A 19,475-nucleotide genomic window follows, 5' to 3' on the forward strand; every position below is an offset into this window, starting at 1 on the left:
CACCATGAAACGCATCGTCCAAGGCTTCGTCGCACTGGCCGCGATTCTGCTGCTCGCGGCTTGCAGCACGCTCGACAGCAGCGCGCCACCCGCCGTCAGCAGACAGGCCGCGTGGGTCTTGCTGCCTTTCGCCAACCTCACCGAAACACCGCTGGCCGGCAGCCGGGCGGAGGCGGTTGCCGAGGGCGTGCTGCGCGCGCAGGGCATCGCCAGGCTGCGCCGCTACCCGGCGGCGTTGCAGCAGGAAGCACTTTTTGAAGCGGCTGATCGCCGGCAGACCGAGGCGGCGCTCGAATGGGCGCGCGCTGAAGGGGCGCGTTACGCACTTGGCGGCAGCGTCGAAGAGTGGCGCTACAAAGTCGGTGTGGACGGCGAGCCTGCCGTTGGCATCGCGGTGTCGATCATCGACGTGGCCAGCGGGGAAACCCTGTGGACCGGCGTCGGGGCAAAAGCCGGCTGGAGTCGGGATTCGCTGGCCGCCGTTGCGCAGCAGTTGCTGCGCAAGCTGATCGGCGATGGACTTTCGGCGCGCCAGGACTGAGCGGAGCGAGCACTTTGGCCGCCAAGGAACTCCTCCTCCGCCACCTCGGCCCCTTCGGCAAGCCCTGGGCCGTCGCCGGCGAAACCGCGATCCTGCCGCTGCTGGCGGTGGCCATCGGCATCTGGGTAAATCCGCTCGACCCGCTGTGGATCAAGGCCAGTTTTCCGTGGGTGTGGTTCGCCCCGGTCATTCTTGCCATGCGCTACGGCCCCTTTCCCGGGCTGGGAGGGGCGGCTGTGCTGCTGCTGGCCTGGCTCGCCTTCAACGCCTCCGGCTGGGTCGTCGGTGAATTCCCGAAACTGAATTACCTCGGCGGCCTGATTCTGGTCATGCTCGCCGGCGAGTTTTCCAGTGTCTGGCTGGCCCGTGCCCGGCGCGCCGAGGGCCTCCAGAAGTACCTCCACCAGCGGCTGGAATATCTGACGCACCAATACTACCTGCTGCGCCTGTCGCACGATCGTCTCGAGCAGGATCTGATTGGCCGCCCGATGGCCATGCGTGACGCGCTGGCGACCTTGCAGTCGCTGATTCGCGAGCAGGCTGCAGCCGCCGCATCACCCCTGCCCGGTGCGCAGGGGCTGTTGCGGCTGCTGGCACAATACTGCCAACTGGAAATCGCCACCATCCATGCGGCGCGAGGTGGGGAAATCACGACAGAAGCGGTCGCCACCATCGGCCAGTGTCAGAACCATGGCCAACTCGACCTTGACGATCCTCTGCTCCGCGATGCCCTTGAGGCGGGTACGCTGTCGCATCTGGCCGCTGCGCTGGCCGCCGGCACCTCGCCCAGCACTTATGCCATAGCCGTACCAATGATCACTTTTGATGAGCAACTGATCGGCGTGCTGGCCGTCGAGCGGGTCCCCTTTTTTGCGCTCAACGAAGAAATGCTGCAGACCCTGAACCTGCTCGTCAGCTACTACGTTGATGGACTCGACACGCGCCAACTGGCGGCCGAGGTGCAAAGCGAATACCCGTCCTGCCCGGACGATTTTGCGGCAGAGCTGCAGCGCCTGTGGCGTGTCCGGCAGGGATCGCTAACCGGCAGTATCATCACCGTTCTCGAATTCCTGCCCCGCCCGGAGCTCGACTATCTGGCCCTCGAGATCGGCCGGCAGCGTCGCGCCCTGGACGTCAGCTGGCTGATCGACTCCCCACAACGAAAAGTGCTGGTGACCCTGATGCCTCTGGCAGGCGCGGCGGCGGCAGAAGGTTATATCGCCCGCATCGAGGAGTGGGTTGGCCAAAAAAGCGGCTGCCGGCTGAGCGAGGCCGGTGTTTTTTCGCACGTCCTGGCGATCAACGAAACAGCGCCGCTACCGCTGCTCAAGCAGTTGTTCGAAATCTGCAATGTTCCAGCCGAAACTCGCTCTCTACACGCTGACGCTTGAGTCGGCGGCCTGGGCCGCCCTGCTGCTTGGCGGCAGCAGCGATGCGGCGCTGCTCGCCTATCTTGGCGCGCATGCCGCTGCCAGCTTGCTGCTGGCCCGCGTGGCGATCGCCTTTCTGCCCGCCAGCGGCAAGCGAGTGCCCGTCCTGCTGCTGCTTGCCGGTACCGGCTTCGCCGTCCCCATACTCGGTTTTGTGGCCGTCATCCTCGGTGTTTTCAGGCTTCATTCCCTGCCACCAGCCCAACGTGAAAGCCTCTTCGAGGCGCTGTCCCTTCCGGAAATGGACTCCCGTCAGCGCGCCGGCAAGGGTTTCCGTCAGGCCGGCATGCGCTCCTTCATCAGCAATGAACGCGCACCCGTGGCGGCCCGCCAGCGCGCACTGGTCGCCCTGCAGGATATACCCGGGCACGTCGCCTCGCCGCTCTTGCGTGGCGTGCTCACGGATCCTTCCGAGGATATCCGCCTGCTTGCCTACGGCATGCTCGACAGCAAGGAGAAGGTGATCAACGACGACATTCACCGCGCCTCGCAAAGCTATCAGACGGCAGTTGAAGGGAGCGCTGCCGGCTGGCAGGCCGCCCGGCGGCTCGCCGACCTGTATTGGGAGCTGGTCTATCAGGAACTGGCCCAGGGGGACCTGCGCACGCACGCCCTGCGCGAGTCGCTGCGCTTCACCCGCATCGCTCTCGCCGCAGCGGCTGATGATGCCGCCCTGCATCTGCGCCACGGCCGCCTGCTGCAGGCACTGCGCCAGCCGGAGGAAGCTCGCCTGGCCTACGACCGGGCGCTGGCGCTGGGGATGCCGCAAACCCGTATCGTGCCGTATCTGGCGGAAGTGGCGTTCGCGACCGGGGACTACGACGAGGTGCGCGCCCTGATGGGCGATCTTGACAACTGGCAATCCTTGCCGCGCCTGCAGCCAGTGATCGCCTACTGGAGCCGGGCATGACTTTCCCGCAGGCTCGCGAGGCCGACATCGCGCTACTTCTCGAGGGAACCTTCCCCTATGTCAGCGGCGGGGTGTCGAGTTGGGTCAACCAGATCATCCGTGCCTTCCCGGAACTGCGCTTTGCCATCGTTTTCATCGGCAGCCGTCGGCAAGACTACGACGAGATGAAATACACCCTGCCGGAGAACGTCGTTCATCTGGAGACCCACTACCTGTATGACTTCGCCCCTCATGGCGAAAAGCCCAAACCCCGTCGCGGCAGCGAAAATGCCTTCGCGCGTGCCGACAGACTGCACGACGCTTTCCGGCGGGAAGACGCAGCGGCTGGCGCCTGCGCTGCATTCGGCGAAATCGTTCGCGACCTGATGCCCGGCGGCCGCCTGCCGGAAGCTGACTTTCTGCATAGCGAGGAGGCCTGGCGCGTCATCAGCGACCGCTATCGCAAGAACTGCACCGATCCCTCCTTCGTCGACTACTTCTGGACCGTGCGCATGATGCATGCCCCGCTCTGGAAGCTCGCCCGCGTCGCTCATGAGCTGATCCCTGTGCGGGCTTTCCACTCGGTGTCCACGGGTTATGCCGGACTACTCGGCGCCATGCTTCGGCAGACGCGACAGCGGCCGCTGATCCTCTCCGAACATGGCATCTACACCAAGGAACGGAAGATCGACCTGTTCAAGAGCGAGTGGATCCGCGACAACCGGAACATCTTCCAGCGCGACCCGACCGAACTCTCCTACTTCCGCCAGATGTGGATCCGCTTTTTCGAATGGCTGGGACGACTTTGCTACGACTCGGCCGATCCGATCATCGCCCTTTACGAAGCCAACAGGCTGCGTCAGGTGGCCGACGGAGCACTGGCCGAGAGGACCTTCAACGTCCCCAACGGTATCAGTCTGCAGCGTTTCGCACCGCTGCGCGCTCTCCGGCCGGAAACGCCGCCGCCGGTACTGTGCCTGATCGGGCGGGTGGTGCCGATCAAGGACGTGAAGACCTTCATCCGGGCCATGCGCAGGGTGGCGAACCAGATGCCGGCGGCGGAAGGCTGGATCGCCGGGCCGCAGGACGAAGACCCCGGCTACGCCGAGGAGTGCCGCAATCTCGTTGCCAGTCTGGGCCTTGAAGGCAAGGTGAAGTTCCTCGGTTTCCAGAAGGTCGAGGACATCCTGCCGAAGATCGGCCTGACCATTCTCTCGTCGATCAGCGAAGCGCTGCCCCTGGTCATCCTTGAAGGCTACGCCGCCGGCGTTCCCACCGTCTCCACCGACGTCGGCTCATGCCGGCAACTGATCGAAGGGCTGGACGGCGACGACCGCCGACTGGGTGTTGCCGGCGCGGTGGTCAATATCGCCGAGCCGCAGGCGCTGGCCGATGCAGCCCTTGATCTGCTCGGCAACCCCGCGGCCTGGGCCGCCGCGAGCCGGGCGGGGATCGCCCGTGTCGAGCGCTATTACACCGACGACCTGATGTTCGGCGCCTATCGCCGGGTCTATGAGCGGGCGCTGGCGGCAAGAGGGCTGGACTGATGGCGGGCATCGGCTTCGAACTGCGCAAGCTGCTGAAGAAGGAGACGCTGGTCGGGCTGCTGCAGGCCTACACCTTTGCCGGCATCATCGGCTCCGGCCCCTGGGTGCTGTCCATCCTCGGCATCCTGATCATCGGCCTGCTGAGCAGCTCGGTTGTCGTGCCTTCCTTCCTGGTGACCCAGTTCCAGACCTCGGTGACTTACCTGATTGCCACCAGCCTGATCCTGACCGGCGGTTTGCAACTGGGCTTCACGCGTTTCGTCTCCGATCGCCTATTCGAAAACAAGGACCATCTCGTCACGCCGAACCTCAACGGGGTGCTGATGCTGATCATCCTCGTCGCATCGGCGGTCAGCATCATCGGGATGTTCGTTCTGCTCCCCGGAACAGGGGTCGTCTATCGCATCCTGATGCTCGCCGCTTTCGTGCTGATGTGCGCCATCTGGATCATGACCATCTTTCTGTCGGGGATGAAGCGCTACAAGGCCATCGTCGCGCTGTTCGCCATCGGCTATGCGATCACCGTCTCGCTGGCGTTGCTGTTGCGCTCGTTCGGGCTGGAAGGGCTGCTGGCCGGATTCGTCATCGGTCACTGTGTTCTGCTCGCTGGCATGTGGGTAGTGACGATTGGCGAGTTTCGTCCGCGCGACCTGATTGCCTTCGACTTCGCCAAACGCGGAGCGATGTTTTCCAGCCTGCTCGCCATCGGTCTTCTCTACAACCTTGGCATCTGGGCCGACAAGTTCATGTTCTGGTTCTTCCCGGACACCTCGGAACCGATCATCGGCGCCCTGCGCGCTTCGCTCATCTACGACCTGCCGGTCTTCCTCGCCTACCTGTCGATCATCCCCGGCATGGCGGTATTCATGTTGCGTATCGAAACCGATTTCGTCGAGTACTACGACAAGTTCTACGATGCCGTACGCAGCGGCGGCTCGCTGGAATACATTGAGGACATGCGCGACGAAATGGTCTACTCGATCAAGCAGGGGCTGGCCGAAATCGGCAAGATCCAGACCCTCGCCGTGCTCGTCACTTTCGTTTCCGGGCCGCTCCTGCTGAAGGCTCTCGACATTTCCGAGCTCTATTTGCCGCTGCTCTACATTCAGGTCATCGGCGCCAGCCTGCAGATCGTGCTGCTGTCGGTGCTCAACATCTTCTTCTATCTCGATCAGCGGCGCATCATCCTGCTGCTCTGTTCGCAATTCCTGCTGCTGAACATCTTGCTCACCGAGGTATCACTATGGTGGGGTGCTGCGCTCTACGGCTACGGCTTCGCCCTTTCCGTACTCGTCACCCTGGCCACCGCGCTGGCACTCCTCGACCGTCGTCTGAGCCGGCTCGAGTACGAAACCTTCATGCTGCAATAACCGCAGTCGCAGCGGAGTACCGCGCGTGACCCGGCTGTGGTTTTCGTCGAGAGCAAACGTCTCATCGCATTTTCCGCCGGCTGTGCGCGGCTATCCGGGCTAACGGTCACGACATATCGTCCCTGGTCCGGAAAGTCTGGAACTCCTGTTGGCGGGCTTTCCGCGCGGAACGCTTTGGCTCCGCACGTCCCCACCGGCCGGGTTTTCGCGCCAGAACCGGCTCATTCGGTCGGCTGGTCTTACTTGAGAGTCGCCATATCGATGACAAACCTGTATTTCACATCGCTTTTCAGCATTCGCTCGTAGGCCGTATTGATGTAATCGATGGGGATCATCTCGATGTCTGAAACGATGTTGTGTTTGGCGCAAAAATCAAGCATGTCCTGAGTTTCACGGATTCCACCGATGAGTGATCCCGCTAGCTGGCGGCGCTTGAAGATCAGATTGAAGACATTGGGCGAAGGGTGCGGCTCGGCAGGAGCTCCGACCAGGGTCATCGTACCGTCACGCTTGAGCATTTGCAGATAGACATCCAGGCTGTGCGAGGCGGCCACGGTGTTCAGGATGAAATCGAACTGATTTGCATAGGTAGCCATTTGCTCGGGATTGGTGGAAATACACACTACATCGGCACCCAGGCGCTTGCCGTCTTCGACTTTCGTTGGCGATGTGGTGAATAGCACCACGTGCGCGCCCATGGCGTGTGCAATTTTCACTGCCATGTGGCCAAGGCCGCCAAGTCCGACAATTCCAACCGTCTGGCCTGGCGCTGCACCCCAATGACACAAGGGCGAATAGGTGGTTATTCCAGCGCACAAGAGGGGCGCCACACTCGCCAGGTCCTCTTCGGCGTGGTTGATATGCAAGACAAATGACTCTTTGACGACGATGGTTTTGGAATAACCCCCGTAGGTATTCTCGCCGCCAAAAACCGGCCCGTTGTAGGTTCCAGTGAAGCCATTTTCGCAGTATTGCTCTTCGCCCGCATGGCAAGAATAGCAATTCCCACAACTGTCGATCATGCAGCCTACGCCAGCCAGGTCTCCTAGCTTGAAGTCATGAACGCTATCGCCCACGGCGACCACTCGACCAACGATTTCGTGGCCCGGGACTGACGGATACAAGCTGTTATGCCACTCGCCACGAGCCGTGTGCAAATCCGAGTGGCATACGCCGCAATAGAGAATCTCGATCTGCACATCTTCTGCACCGGGGCTGCGGCGGTCCAGTTCGAAAGGGGCAAGTTCGCTCGTCGCACTTTGGGCTGCGTATGCTTTCGTTCTAATCATGACTCAATCCTTTTTTTGCAATGTTGGGGGTAAGAAGCGCTTGGCGTTGTCCGACAACTTTTTGGAAGACAAGTTTTTGGACTCCTGGATAAGGACGCTGGCCTGTCTGGAGATGCCAGTAGTGCTCAAAAGGTAGCGGCGGCATAGAGGAAGCCGCTCGCCGTGGGGCTGTTGGCCGGCCAGCCGACGCGGTGGAAGCACCGAATTTCCTCGACCACGACCGGCCCTCAGCGAGCGGCTCCGCCGCCTATCCAGTTGTCGATCGCACTGACCATTGCGGCGTCGAGCATGATTTCCTCGCGCAGACAGAGTGAACGAATGCTGTCCGCCAGCTTCCTGCACAGGGTAGGCGCATCATTGCTGCCCTCCTCGAAGGAGTGGCCGCGCATCAACAAGCCCCGCAACACATGATTCACGTCCGCACGGCTGACCGGCAACCCGGAATCACGACAGCGGTCGCGAACTCGCTTGCCGGTCGCGACGAGGTGAAATGGGCTGCCGAGAACATCACTTGCGATGACCTCCATCAGGTTTCGGTATTTTTTTGGCGAGAGCAGAGGCACATCGGTGAGGTCATGGATGTGTTTTGCCACCTCGTAGAGAGCGTTGTCGGCCCACTCTGTTCCCGGATCAACGGCGACGTCCGAGGGCACAGTATGACGACTCGGGTCGACGGCAAAGCCGCCCGAAGCATTCCAGTTGAAGCGAACAGGTAGTACGTTCAGCGATTCGACAAACTTTCGAAATGTTCCCTTGCCGGCCCAGTCGGCTGCCAGCGATCCGTCCTGCCCGAGAATCAGCGTTGCCAATCGTCCGCAGGGTACCGGCTGCGATGCCTTGGCGACCTCTGCCCTGATCAGCTCCTCGAGCATGGGCTGTACGCCGTTGAGCTTGCCACCGCTTGCTCCAGTGCCATGCGTCACGGCGCGCGAATGGCGCTTGGGGTCGTAGATCGTCCCGCCACCCTCCCAGCTGACAGCCAGAGGCGTGAGATCCAGGGAATCAAGCAAGGCGCGAAAACTGCCGAGGCCACCCCATGACGACGCGTCGAGGCCGTCGACGGCCCGCAGCAGTGCCGAAGCAATCTTGGCCAGGGGGACCGGAGTCGGCGCTTCTTGCACCGCCTCGCGGATCACAGCCAGGGCTGATGATGCCAACGTCCGGGCTGGGCGGATTTCTACCGGAGGCGGCTCGGTGAGAGCGTCGCCAAAGCTCAGCGCCTCCCTGATGAAGTCATCCTGATCAATCAACAGGTCAGCTGACGCCCGGTAAGCTGCCGAGGGAAAACCAATGGCCAGCACGGTCGTTCGCCGATCCCAGCGCCGCAGTTTGCGCAGCAGCGGAGTGAAATCAGCGTCAGCAGAAAAGACAATGAACTCGTCGTAATGCGTTTCCTGTTGCAGCAGATCGACGATGTCCAGGACCATGTGGATGTCGGTGCTGGTCTTGCCCTCGGTGGTCATGGGTGGACAATCGACGATTTCGAAGCCAGCCAGATTGAACGAGGGGCGAAAGCGTTGATAAGCCTGCGGATTCAGGTAGCAGCGCCGCACAAGGATACGGCGCCGGGCACCGGGCCGAGTTGGCGCGGGCAGTTCCAGCGACTCGATCAGCCAATTCATCCAGGCCGTCGGCATGCGTGCGAACTGGTCGGCGGCACCCTGGTCGAGGCGACGCAGGCCGGAATAAACATTGTCGAAATCAACGAATAAAGCGCTTTTCATGAACTGCCTTCCTCAAAACCGACCTCACTCAACGCCAATCGCCTTGAACACCGCATCCACGGGATCGGCATAGAAACTTGTCTGGAACCTGGCGAACAGTTCCCCCGGAACACTCGGAATATCGCCGACGCTGGACATCGGCAACAGTATCTTCTTGGCCCCGGCGTCAAACGCGATCTGCAAACTTTCCGCAAGATTCCTGACCGGCACGACCGTTCCGCCGAGGCTCATATCGCCCATGATCGTCATCTGCGACTGCACCGGGCGGCCGAGCGCTGCCGAGCAAAGGGCGATGAAGCTGGCGAGGGTGAATAACTGCGGCGCGCCGGCATTTTGTAGCTCGACAAGCTGCAGGTGGAAATCGTGTTCGCCTGGCTTGATCGAGGCACTGACACGCGCAGAATTGGCCTTGAAGTAGTCGAAGGCCACGCGCACCGGCTCGCGCGGTGCAACACCCGAGGCAGATACTTTGCCACCGCCGGCGATGGTTTGAATTTCAATGCGGTAGATCCCCGGCATTTCGGATGTGCCCATACTGATCGTATGCAGTGCGCCAGGTGCCAGGCGGCCATCCGGGATCAAGGCAGCACTCGATTGCTCAGGAACGGCAACAAAACGTTCCTGGCTATCCTCAAGATCGATGTAGGAGAAGTGCACGTCGTAGAACTCCATGCCGCCAATCTTCTTGAGCTGCTCCTTCACGCGCCGGCGAGCTTCCAGCGCGTACTCAAGACACTTCTTCACGATCTCCTTGTCGTAATCGCCGGCTGGACAGATCAGCTTCAGAAGGCCCGACACCGTTCGGCGCACGGCAATGGTGTCGCGCTGATTCAGGTTGTTGCCGAGCTTGAACCACTTGTCGATGGCGTCGGCGAAGTTGACCTTGCGCATTTCGCGCAGGTACTCGGCCAGGTAATCGACGATCAGCCCATACTGGTTGGTAAAAAACTCCGGACGCATTTTCGGGATTTCCCAGCCGGGCACATAGGCGTGGAAGCGGTCGAAGAAAGCCGAATCGATCATCACCTCGGGGAAGGGTCTGAACAGGTGGCTGGTCTTGACCAACGACTCGACAGTCTGCCCTTGCGGGAGGTTGCCGACGAAAACCATCGCCGCGTTGGCGCTGATCGCCTCGCGGCCTCGCGAGAAGGATCCGCTGGCCATGAAGTCCTTCATGATCTGGACGCCGTCCTGATCCTTGAAGTTGATCCCCGCCACCTCATCGAAGGCCACCACGTCCCACAGCCCGACCAGGCCCACCTTGCGCGCCGCCATGTTGTAGAAGAGATTGGCGACCGTGGTCTGGCCACCCGAAACCAGAATGCTGTTCGGGCTGATCTCCTTGTAGATGTGGCTCTTGCCCGTGCCGCGCGGGCCAAGCTCGCAGAAGTTGTAGTTGTTCTCGACCAGCGGAATCATCCGCGCCAGCAAATGCCACTTCACCCGCTCCTTGAAGCAGGAGGGCTCCATGCCCGTTGACCGGATCAGTGCATCGATCCACAGCGCTTCCGTGAATGCCTTGCGCCCTTCGAAAAGCCCAGGCATGTCCATGTTGGGCATCTGGATCGGTTTCAGGTCGGTGACCAGGAAGGGCGAGCCCTTCTGGTTCTCCTCGAATCGATAATGCAGGGTCACAATGCACCAGATGCCGCCAACCAGAAGCTTCTCGAACTGGCGAACGTAGGCATCCGAAATCTCTGCGTTCTTGACCCCGAGATTGGAGAGCAGCGCCTCATAGACATCGCGCTTTTCATTCAGCTTGACCGTCACCTTGTCGATGACCTTGTAACTGCCGCTCTCGCGAATCTTCGACTTGACCTTCTCGGCCTCGTCGGGTCGAACGTAGTTCTCGCTGAGAATCCGCTTTACATTGACCAGTCCGGCATCGATGGTCGCCTGATCATCGGACGCGCAGTACATCCCGAGCAGATATTCGAGGACGTAGACAGGAACATTGGCGCCTTCCTTGATGAGCTTGGTCAGATCCTTGCGCACCACCTTGCCGGCGAATTGCCGATTCAGCAGGGCATCGAGATTCGTGTCGTTCTCGGGGAGTTGTTCAGTCATGATCGGTTCTAGAAGTCGTTGGCGAAGGCCAGGTCCACCTTGACCGGAATCCGGACCACTTCGACCTTGGTTTGCGTGTCACGGGCAATCAGGAAATGGTCTTTGCTCTTGTCGTATTGACCCGACTTGATGGTCAGGATCACCGAGCGCTTGCGCTCGTCCATCAGGCCCGAGCTGCTGTCGAAAGTCAGCGACTGCTCGTCGCTGATCATGGTCTCGCCGTCACGCAGAGAGACCAGCACCGATCTGGCCAATACCCGTTCCGAAACGGCTTCGGTCTGGATGAATTCGAAGCGCTGCTTGTTGGTGACCACCTTGTTCGACGAGCCCAGCAAGCTGAAGTCCACCGTGCGCGTCCTGGCCGACTGGTGCTCGCTCTCGCGCAGGGTGATCACCGGGATGACGATCTCCTGCGGCATGGCGCTGCCATGAACGAAACGGGCGCCGCCGGCAAAGTGAAAGCGGGCGGCTCCCTTGGGCAGCCAGAAATCCATGCTGCCTTCACCCGCTGTCGTTCCCGCCGTGACGGCCGTGTTGCCACACCACGCGTGGCTGCTCTCGCCGATCCCTTGCCCGAGAAGATAGCGCTTCTTCGCTCGCAGCGTTCCCGCCGGCTTGTCACCGAGCGTCGATTTATCGGCCTTGTCGAGCGCCGACTCCTGGTAAAGAAAGCCGTGATCGGCGGTGATCAACACCAGTGACCCATTGAGGCTATTAACGATAAAGCTCGCGAGCTGATTCAGTTCGGCCAGCGTCTGGGCAACGGCGTCGAAGGTCTGCCCCTCCGAGCCTTGTTTGTCCCCGAGCATGTCGATCCTGTCGTGATAGACGTAGATCACGCGATGATCGCGGACAAACTCCCGGCCCTTGTCCTTGCCCATCGCCAGCAGCTCATCGGCCTTGACGGCAACCCCCTGATATCTGGAGAGATGTGCGCTGCGCTGCTCAAGCGTCGAAACCACGTCGGCGTCGGCCATCACGTCGAGATTGCTGTTCGTCCTGTAGGCCAGCGTATGGTGCGGCAAAAGCGACGCCATGCCGAGCGCGGTGTAGCTGGGCAGCACGCCGAGCATCGGTGTCAGCGCCGCCTTGAAGCGGCTCTTGCCATTGATGTCGCGAACAAGTTCCTCCGCCGCCTCGTAGCGGAAGGCGTCGGAAATGACGACAAACACCCGGCGGATCCCCGCATCCAGATGCGCCATGACGTGCGTTTCGAAGAAGTCCGGCTGATTGACCCAGGCAGCAACCTGCCAGCTCGACAACAGGCCGTCCTTGCCTTCCAGCACCTTGCTCCAGGCAGACGCCAGCTGCGGAACGAACCAGCCCGAATAGGCGCTCTCGATACGCTGACGAAGCTCATGCAGCAAGGCCCAGCCCATCGGCTCGACGCCATCGGCGGCGTGGTTGATCTGGCGATAGAGTTGATCGAAGCGGAACAACTCGCTCTGGTACGCCGCCAAACCGGCCTCGGCGTTGGCGAAACCGAAGCCGACGCTGAATCTTTCTTTCAACTCGAAGAAGCCAGCCGCTGCTTCCAGCGCGTCGTAACACGATGCCAGCGCGCGTGTCGTGGCGCTGGAATGCGCCAATAGCTTGTTGGCCCAATGGCCGTCGCGACGCCGGGCAATCAGTCCGCGCAAGGTATCCATATCGGCGCCAGCGCCAGCGATGATGCGGCCCTTGAGGTCCTGGATGATGCGCCGCTCGACTTCCTCGAAAGTCATCGTTTCCGCCAATGACTCGGCAGATAGAGCGGCAATCACATTGCTCAGCCCCAGTTCGCGAGCCACGCTGCCCGACAAGGCATCGTAGCTGGCAAAGTGCTGCATGTGAGAACGCCATCCGGCAACAAAGACCGAGGCATTCGCCGCGCGTGCCTTGTCACTGATGATGAAATGCGACAACTGCGCCGGACAAGCACCGCTGACGGTCCGCGAAAGATCCGTCACCAGGATCCGGAACAGGAAGTCCCGCAGTGTCGGCGCGGCGTCGCGATATCCCATCTCCTGCTCAACCAGGACCCAGAACGAATCGATCAGGTCGTTGGCGACGATGTCGGACCACGCTTTCGGCTCGGCATCAAGATCGGCGACGCCGTCCTGAACAAGGGCAGAAAAAAGACGCAGAAGGATGGCAGCGAGATCGGCTTGCTCGGCCTTTGCCAATACCGCGATCATCTTGCGATCGAGATCTCCGGCGCCATCGCTGGGCGCAACCCAGCGCTTGAGGCGCTCGACGCGCTCCTTGGCTTGGAGAAACCTGGCGCGCTCCTTGAGATGCGCTCGCAGTTGCTGCGAGGCCAGGCCGAGATCCTCCAGCAGAATCGACGCGTTGTCGGCGTGGAAGCTCTTGCTGCGCAGCCGGATGTCCAGCAGCCAGTCGTCGGCAAGCACAGGGAGCGGTTTGGCGCTGTAGAGGAGGAAGCTGGCCTGCGGCGCGGCGCGCTCCACTTGGAGCTTGATCGACAAGGCCGGCAGATCGTCGAGATAGAGCAGTTCGACGCCGTCGGGCAAGAGATTCCTGACCGAGAAAGAGAACTCCCCGTCGACATCGTGCCAGAAGACAATCGGATGACTGGAGAACGCGGTGCTGAGCGCGTCGGTGATGCGTTGCTCGCTCATCGGATTGCCGCCGTGAAGTGCCATAGCCGGGAATCATCGGGGGCAACAGCAGAGCATTTGTGCAACACGCTGTTGGACAAATCGGTGTCGGCAGCCTCATTCATTAGCTCATCCCTTCGGTTCAAGCGGTGCGCGACCACTGCGGTACGCTGGAGCAATCAGGCGGTATTTCTGGGTAGGACTTCTTGGCGATTCCGGCTGGGTCATTTCAACCAGGCCGGCGTTCAGCGCCGGCAGCAGATAGTTCGCAGAAAACGTCGGTCGATGCTGCAACGCCAAACGCTCCATCGCCTCGCGCGTGCTGAGCGGCCCTTGCTTCAGGCATTCAAGGAAGCGTGTTACTTGCTCGGTTACTTGCTCGGTTACTTGCTCGGTTACTTGCTCGGTTACTTGCTCGGTTACTTGCTCGGTTACTTGCTCGGTTACTTGCTCGGTTACTTGTACCGGGCGGATCGCTTCGGCCAGATGCACCACCACGCGCAAGCGCATTCCCACTTCAATGATTTGCGGTTCCGGCAAACCCTGCTCCTCGGCTTCCCGGAAGATCCGCGGTACCCCGCTGCCCCACTGCTCGATCAGATTCAGTTCACGGAACACACGGGCGATGACGTGGTTGCGGATCTTCGAAACACCCTGACGCATGTCGGCCACTGTCATGCCGGGCAGAAGGATGCCGGGGCTCTCGATTTCAATACGGTCGTCAAAAAAAGCGAGGCGGATGGGTGCGCCTCGCTGCGAATAATCGGCATGCACCAGGGCGTTGATCACGGCCTCCCGCAACAGGAGCAGCGGAATGCTCCAGACATCCTTGCGGCGCACCTCCGTAAAATCGGCACCGCGCATCGCGTGCTTTTTCAAAAACAGCATGATGTGATCCACGGCCGTCGGCAAATGCTCATGGACGTCGACGTGGTCAAAGATTTCGGCCTTGTCCGTGCCGACAAAACGACCGCACTGAACCCAGGCATCGGAGAAATGCTGCATTCGTTCCTTGCCAAACAGCAGTACGGCGCCCTTGGTCGGCACAAGATGACCCTGATACGGGGTCACCAGCTTGAGCGTTCGCAGCGCTTGCTCGCCCGGCCTGTTCAGTCCAGGAAAGAGCTGCCGGGCCGCCTCCATGTCGAGATCCTTCAGACTCAAGTCCGGCATCGGCATCTCGTCAAAAGCCACACCATCGACCGACCGCCGCAGTTCGCCGATCAGCGCCGCATCAGCCTGGCGACTGGTCGACCCCAGGCGGACATAGACGCCTGATTCAGCGCCCTCGGATTTAAGCCAGTGCGGCCGGGTGCCGCTGACAAAAACCTCTATCAGGAGCAGCGTCTTGCCCTCCACCGTCAGCAGTTCTACATTGGGGACCAGCCGCGGCGCGATGCTGTCGGCAATCAGACTGCACAGACGTTCCTCCTCATCGAGCGGATTTTCGACGCCGACAATGCTACGGTCGTCACCGATGCCGACAAACAAGCGACCCCCGGCGGTATTGGCAAACGCCACCAGCGTCTTGAGCAAAGGCTTCGGTGACGACAAATCGCGCTTGAACTCCAGCGTTTTGCCTTCACGGTAAGTCAGCAGTTCCTCCAGAATGTTTGATCGATGCTCAGTCATCACTCGCCCCGCCCGTTAAGGCCTTCGCCTTCGCCAGCAAAGCCCCGAACTTGCCGTCGGCCTTGAGCCAGAAGACAATCGAATTGCTGGAGAACGCGGTGCCGAGCGCATCGGTGATGCCTTGCTCGCTCATGCTGGCGTATCCTCGGCGCTCGGCGATGCCTCGTCCGGCAACTCGCCCTCCCCCTCCAGCGCATCCTCGGCGCCGGCAAGCGCTGTTCGAAATTGGTCACCGCGTTGCCGGATCGCAAGTGCAGCGCTGCGGAAATGTGATGCCACATGACGTTGCGCGACCAGCCGTGCTCGATGGCCCTGGCGAGATACCATTCGCGGTCCGAGCGCGTCTTCAGCTTGTCCAGCAGCGTCACCTGGTGATACCAGGGCAATTGTGCAAGCACCTCTTGCACAAATGTCGGCTCTGGCCACGCCTCGGCGAAACTGCGCATGTAGAGCAGGTTGCGACGCGAGAACCCCTTCATGTCGGGGAAGGCGGCGGTCAGATCCTGGGCCAGCTGATCGATGACCTTCGCACCCCAGCCCTGGGCTTGCTGGCGCTCCAGGATGTCGCGACCGATATGCCAATACAGCAAAACCAACTCGCGATTGACAGCAAGCACAGCCCTCTGCTGGACGTTCTGGACGTGCTGCTTGATAGCGGTCAGCCAGGCGGCGTAATCGCCCGGCAGCACGAGAAGGTCACGCATTCTGCTCACCCTTCATCTCCACGACGCTCCCGTCATCATCTCGCTCTTGATCACTGACGAGGCGGCCACCAATTAAATAATGGTTCGCGATGCCCAACGATTGCTTGGGCGCCTGCGCACGATGCACTGCGACATTGCCGATGGAGAACCGCCGCTCAGTCATCACTCGCACCTCCCGTCACGGCCTTCACCTCTGCAAGCAGATCCCCAAACTTGCCGTAGTTCACCTTCACCCCGTCATCCAGATCGAGGGTGATGCGCATGTCAGCGTAGTGGCGGAGTTTTTCGTCGTAGGCGAGGAGTTCGACGTGTTTCCTTTTCAGCGATTCGATCTGCTTGGCGATCTTGTTGCGGGAAGCCGTTGAGCCGGCGGCGTCGCGGTCTTTTTCCAGCATTTCGATGCGCGACTGGATCTTGCCGGTGAGCGGGACGACGTATTCGGCGCGCATGCGGGCGAGCGTGCCTTCGTGGTAGCGGTGCAGGTAGAGCAGCGCCTGGAAGCCACCCTGTTTGCCGCTGGAAAAGAGCCAGTAGATGGGGCGCTTCTTGTAGGTTTGGAGGTGGTCCTTGAAGAACTTGTCGGCGAGGTAGCGGCGGATGGTCTCGATGGGGGCTTCGCTGGCCTTGGCGCCCAGATTGTCGGCGAGGAAGACCATGTTCTCGTCCAGCTTCTCGGCGCCCCAGGTCGCGATCAGGAATTCGCGCACACGGTTGGCGGCGTCGTCCTCGAACCAGAGCTCGTCGGTGACGGGCACGATGCCGTCGGCGTCGGCGGGGAAGGTCTGGTAGCGCGTGGCGTCGAAGCCGACGTTGCCGGCGTGCGCGTAGATCAGGCCGGGTTCGTCCAGGCTGTAGCGGCCCATCATGCAGCCGATGGCATAGGAGACCAGTTCCTCCATGGTGTCCTGGCGGAAGCGGGTCCACTGCTCCTCCTCGCTGAGTTTGCCGCCGTAGCGGTAGGCGGGGTTCACCGTCAGGGTGATCTGCGACAGAGGGACGTCGGGGGTGAGCTCGTCCTGCAGGCCGTAGGCGTCGATGAAGAGGCGATTGTTCTCTTCTTCGAGACGCTTCATCTCGGCGATGGTGGCGCGGTTCTGGGTGATCCAGGCGGTGTAGCTGGATTCGAGGGTGCGGGTGGGCTCGGAGGAGGCAGCCAGGATGGGGAGAGATTGGAAATCCAAGGAGCGTTCATAGACGTTCCAATCAATCCGGTGCCCGTACAACAGACGTTCGAAGGAGTTTTCCAGAAAACCCTGTGGTTCGAGCACTGGGAATCGGGCTATCTGACCAACGCCAAAATGTACAGTAGGACAAAGTATCTCCAGAAATGACTTCGCTACCCGTGAATTCAAGACACAGGCCAACAGAGGAAAGGCGGCTTCCTCAAATATCATCGGACCAGAGTCAGTCGGAATTGCACCGGCAGGCACGAACCGACATGCGAACTGCCCAATCGACACATCGTTCCAACTCAGGCCAGGACGGAAGTAGAAGCGCTCATTTCGGACGACTGAACCCCCCGTTTTTTTTATTGATGCTCCATTCGACCCCCAGTCGATTCGCAGTTCGTTGTTGCCAAACCACTTCCTGTAATCACCGCCCTTAGCTATTTCGACCCACCTGTTTCGCTTTTCAACGTTCGCAAGTTTGTCAGAACTGACCTCCCAAAAATATCGGTAGAACAACTCTGTGCCACTACAACTAAGGCCCTTTTTGGCAGAAGCTCCGATCGAGCATCCGCTTTCGAATGCTTCGATGACCGCTGACGGAGCCCAATAAGCTACAGGTGCGCCTGGGACTCTCGCGAGCTCAGCGTTCGCAACGCAGTATCGGGGCTTAGTGTGAAAACGACGTTCCTGCTCTTCATTACTCGAAACGCTACCCGGTTTCTCGAATAGCCGAAGGAAAGAACCGCTGAGCCGGTAAGGAGCAGCTCTGCGCAGAATGAACGAGCAGCTGCCAAAGTCAGAACCCCAGATCCCTCTGCCGTTGTGTACGAGACTCGAAATCGGCGCATTATTCAAGATGGCTTTCCGAAGTTCCTCAAACGAAGAGAGGAACATCCAGTTCGGTATGGTGATCATTCCAACGTGGCCGCCCTGTTGAGCAAATTGGATGTTCCGAAGAACAAACGTGCCATAGAGATCGGCTTTACCGGCTGCGAATGCGTTATTGACAAACTCCTTGAGGACCATGCAGTAAGCCTTGCTACCCATATACGGCGGATTCGCTACCGCCGCGTCGTACTGTGCGGCAAGCAACTCGGCCTGCTGCACCAGCGGCCCCAAGGGCTTCAGCGCATCCGACACAAACAGGTCCTGGCTACTCGCCGCACTCAGCTTCTTCAACGCCGATAACTTGTCCGCCAGCCCCTCCGGAACCTGAATCAACGACCCAAACGTCGTCGCGTGCTCGAACAACCGCTTCAGCTCATTGAGGTCGCCCGGCTTCAGCCCGTAGTCCGAAAGTTCCACCCCCTTCGCCAAACCCTCCGCATCGAAGCCCGCGCTATCCACCAGCGACATCACATTGGGCTTCACCCCGCGCTCAAACAGCCACCGGTCATCCGCCCGCCCCTTCATCATCAGCGCGAAGCCCGTCAGCTGTGCCGCGCGCTCGTCGATGTCGAGGCCGTAGAGATTCTTCTCGAGGATCAGCTGCGCCACATCGCGTTGCCGATAACCGCGCTCCAGGTAGATGGCCTTGAAGAGTTCATAGGCCTCCACCAGAATGTGCCCCGAGCCACACGCCGGGTCGATGAGCGTCAGCTCCTCGGGGTTGAGCTGGCTCGGCGTGATGGCCGCGAGCTGCGCCTTGACCTCGTCGGTCTGCTCGGCGGGCTCGATGTAATAGTCCATCTGCGCTTTGAGCGGCGAGTCGGGATACGTCGCCAGCCACTGCGCGCCCAGCGAGTTCTGGACCATGTACTTGACGATCCAGTTGGGCGTGAACAGCTGTGTCGCCGCCGGAATGTCTTCCGACTTCACGACCTTGCCGATAACCTGGTCCTTCTTCTCCGAAATGTAGAACTGGTAGAGCCAGCCGATGATCTCGATGTCGGACCAGTCGGCTTCCGGTATCTCGTCGACCAGCGAAGCGATCAGTGAATCGCTGCGGATGAGCTTATCGGGCAGCAACAGCTCGGATTCGTCGTCGATGCGCTCGAAGAGGAAGGGCATCGCGCTGGCGAGCGCGTTGCACTGCGCTACCAGCAGGAGTCGATAGAGTTCGCCGTCCTTGTCGCCAGCAAGCCTGAGGTCGGCGATCTGGGCGGCGTTCAGGCCCGGTAGGACGCCGACGAGTTCGCTGGCGTGGGCGAGGATTTCGGGCAAACCGCCCTCCCGGCTCGACAGCGCCCGGTAGCCGTGATCCAGATAGTCGTGAATCTCCATGTAGCGCAGCGCAGCAAAACGGTTGAACCAGGTGTAGGCCACCGCCTCGATCGTGTGCGCAAAGCCGTCCTCCTTGATGCGCTGAATCAGGCGTTCACGCTGCTGATGCACCTTGGCGGGCCACGCCTGCCCGGCGATGACGACGATGTCGCCCTTTTGCTCGCTGGGGGCGATGTCGAGCTTGCCGCCTTTTACTGATAGTCCGAGCTGGTTGGCGCGGGCCTGAACGGCGGCGATGAAATCTCTGCGGGCTTGCGGGGCGTAGGACTTGAGCTTGGCGGTGTTCATGG

Annotated in this window: 12 protein-coding genes and 1 pseudogene; 5 read left to right on the top strand and 8 right to left on the bottom strand. The window is 60.8% G+C overall.

Annotation, left to right across the window (positions count from 1 at the left end; genetic code table 11):
- The first annotated feature begins 4 nt into the window (after positions 1 to 4).
- From QZ656_RS10315 to pelG, 5 genes are read left to right on the top strand one after another with little or no spacing between them, the layout of a single operon-like run.
- The gene (locus QZ656_RS10315) at positions 5 to 541 is read left to right on the top strand and encodes a penicillin-binding protein activator LpoB (RefSeq protein WP_291993315.1); all 537 of its coding nucleotides are present in this window, start codon (positions 5 to 7) and stop codon (positions 539 to 541) included.
- 14 nt (positions 542 to 555) lie between these two features.
- On the top strand, positions 556 to 1,932 hold the full coding sequence (locus tag QZ656_RS10320; RefSeq protein ID WP_291993316.1) for a PelD GGDEF domain-containing protein: 1,377 nt from the start codon (positions 556 to 558) through the stop codon (positions 1,930 to 1,932).
- Positions 1,892 to 2,881, top strand: a complete 990-nt coding sequence (locus QZ656_RS10325; RefSeq protein ID WP_291993317.1) for a hypothetical protein — start codon at positions 1,892 to 1,894, stop codon at positions 2,879 to 2,881. The genes QZ656_RS10320 and QZ656_RS10325 overlap by 41 nt, the downstream gene beginning before the upstream one ends.
- A complete protein-coding gene (gene pelF / locus QZ656_RS10330) occupies positions 2,878 to 4,407 on the top strand; it encodes a GT4 family glycosyltransferase PelF (RefSeq protein WP_291993318.1) in 1,530 nt (509 codons plus the stop codon). The genes QZ656_RS10325 and pelF overlap by 4 nt, the downstream gene beginning before the upstream one ends.
- Entirely contained in the window at positions 4,407 to 5,777 is a 1,371-nt protein-coding gene (gene pelG, locus QZ656_RS10335) for an exopolysaccharide Pel transporter PelG (RefSeq protein WP_291993319.1), read from the top strand. The genes pelF and pelG overlap by 1 nt, the downstream gene beginning before the upstream one ends.
- Positions 5,778 to 6,016: 239 nt before the next feature.
- On the opposite strand, the gene QZ656_RS10340 is transcribed toward pelG, so the two are convergent.
- The 8 genes and pseudogenes from QZ656_RS10340 to pglX all read right to left on the bottom strand — a co-directional run bounded on the left by QZ656_RS10340 (position 6,017) and on the right by pglX (position 19,473).
- The gene (locus QZ656_RS10340; protein WP_291993320.1) at positions 6,017 to 7,066 is read right to left on the bottom strand and encodes an NAD(P)-dependent alcohol dehydrogenase; all 1,050 of its coding nucleotides are present in this window, start codon (positions 7,064 to 7,066) and stop codon (positions 6,017 to 6,019) included.
- Between the two features lie 227 nt (positions 7,067 to 7,293).
- Positions 7,294 to 8,790 carry an NYN domain-containing protein gene (locus QZ656_RS10345; RefSeq protein WP_291993321.1) on the bottom strand — a complete coding sequence of 499 codons (1,497 nt, stop codon included), beginning with the start codon at positions 8,788 to 8,790 and terminating at the stop codon, positions 7,294 to 7,296.
- A gap of 24 nt (positions 8,791 to 8,814) precedes the next feature.
- Positions 8,815 to 10,857, bottom strand: a complete 2,043-nt coding sequence (brxL, locus tag QZ656_RS10350; RefSeq protein WP_291993322.1) for a protease Lon-related BREX system protein BrxL — start codon at positions 10,855 to 10,857, stop codon at positions 8,815 to 8,817.
- Between the two features lie 8 nt (positions 10,858 to 10,865).
- Positions 10,866 to 13,478, bottom strand: coding sequence for a BREX-1 system phosphatase PglZ type A (pglZ, locus tag QZ656_RS10355; protein WP_291993822.1), 2,613 nt, complete (start codon positions 13,476 to 13,478; stop codon positions 10,866 to 10,868).
- 108 nt (positions 13,479 to 13,586) lie between these two features.
- On the bottom strand, positions 13,587 to 15,089 hold the full coding sequence (locus tag QZ656_RS10360) for a helix-turn-helix domain-containing protein (RefSeq protein WP_291993323.1): 1,503 nt from the start codon (positions 15,087 to 15,089) through the stop codon (positions 13,587 to 13,589).
- A 197-nt stretch (positions 15,090 to 15,286) separates the two neighbouring features.
- A pseudogene (locus QZ656_RS10365) lies at positions 15,287 to 15,793 on the bottom strand (DUF1016 N-terminal domain-containing protein); the annotation flags it as partial.
- Positions 15,786 to 15,956, bottom strand: a complete 171-nt coding sequence (locus tag QZ656_RS10370) for a hypothetical protein (protein WP_291993324.1) — start codon at positions 15,954 to 15,956, stop codon at positions 15,786 to 15,788. The pseudogene QZ656_RS10365 and the gene QZ656_RS10370, both read right to left, overlap by 8 nt.
- Positions 15,949 to 19,473, bottom strand: a complete 3,525-nt coding sequence (gene pglX / locus QZ656_RS10375; RefSeq protein WP_291993325.1) for a BREX-1 system adenine-specific DNA-methyltransferase PglX — start codon at positions 19,471 to 19,473, stop codon at positions 15,949 to 15,951. The genes QZ656_RS10370 and pglX overlap by 8 nt, the downstream gene beginning before the upstream one ends.
- Positions 19,474 to 19,475: the final 2 nt, after the last annotated feature.

The organism is Candidatus Accumulibacter sp. ACC003, from assembly GCF_907163085.1.
In the GTDB taxonomy this organism is placed as follows: Bacteria; Pseudomonadota; Gammaproteobacteria; order Burkholderiales; family Rhodocyclaceae; genus Accumulibacter.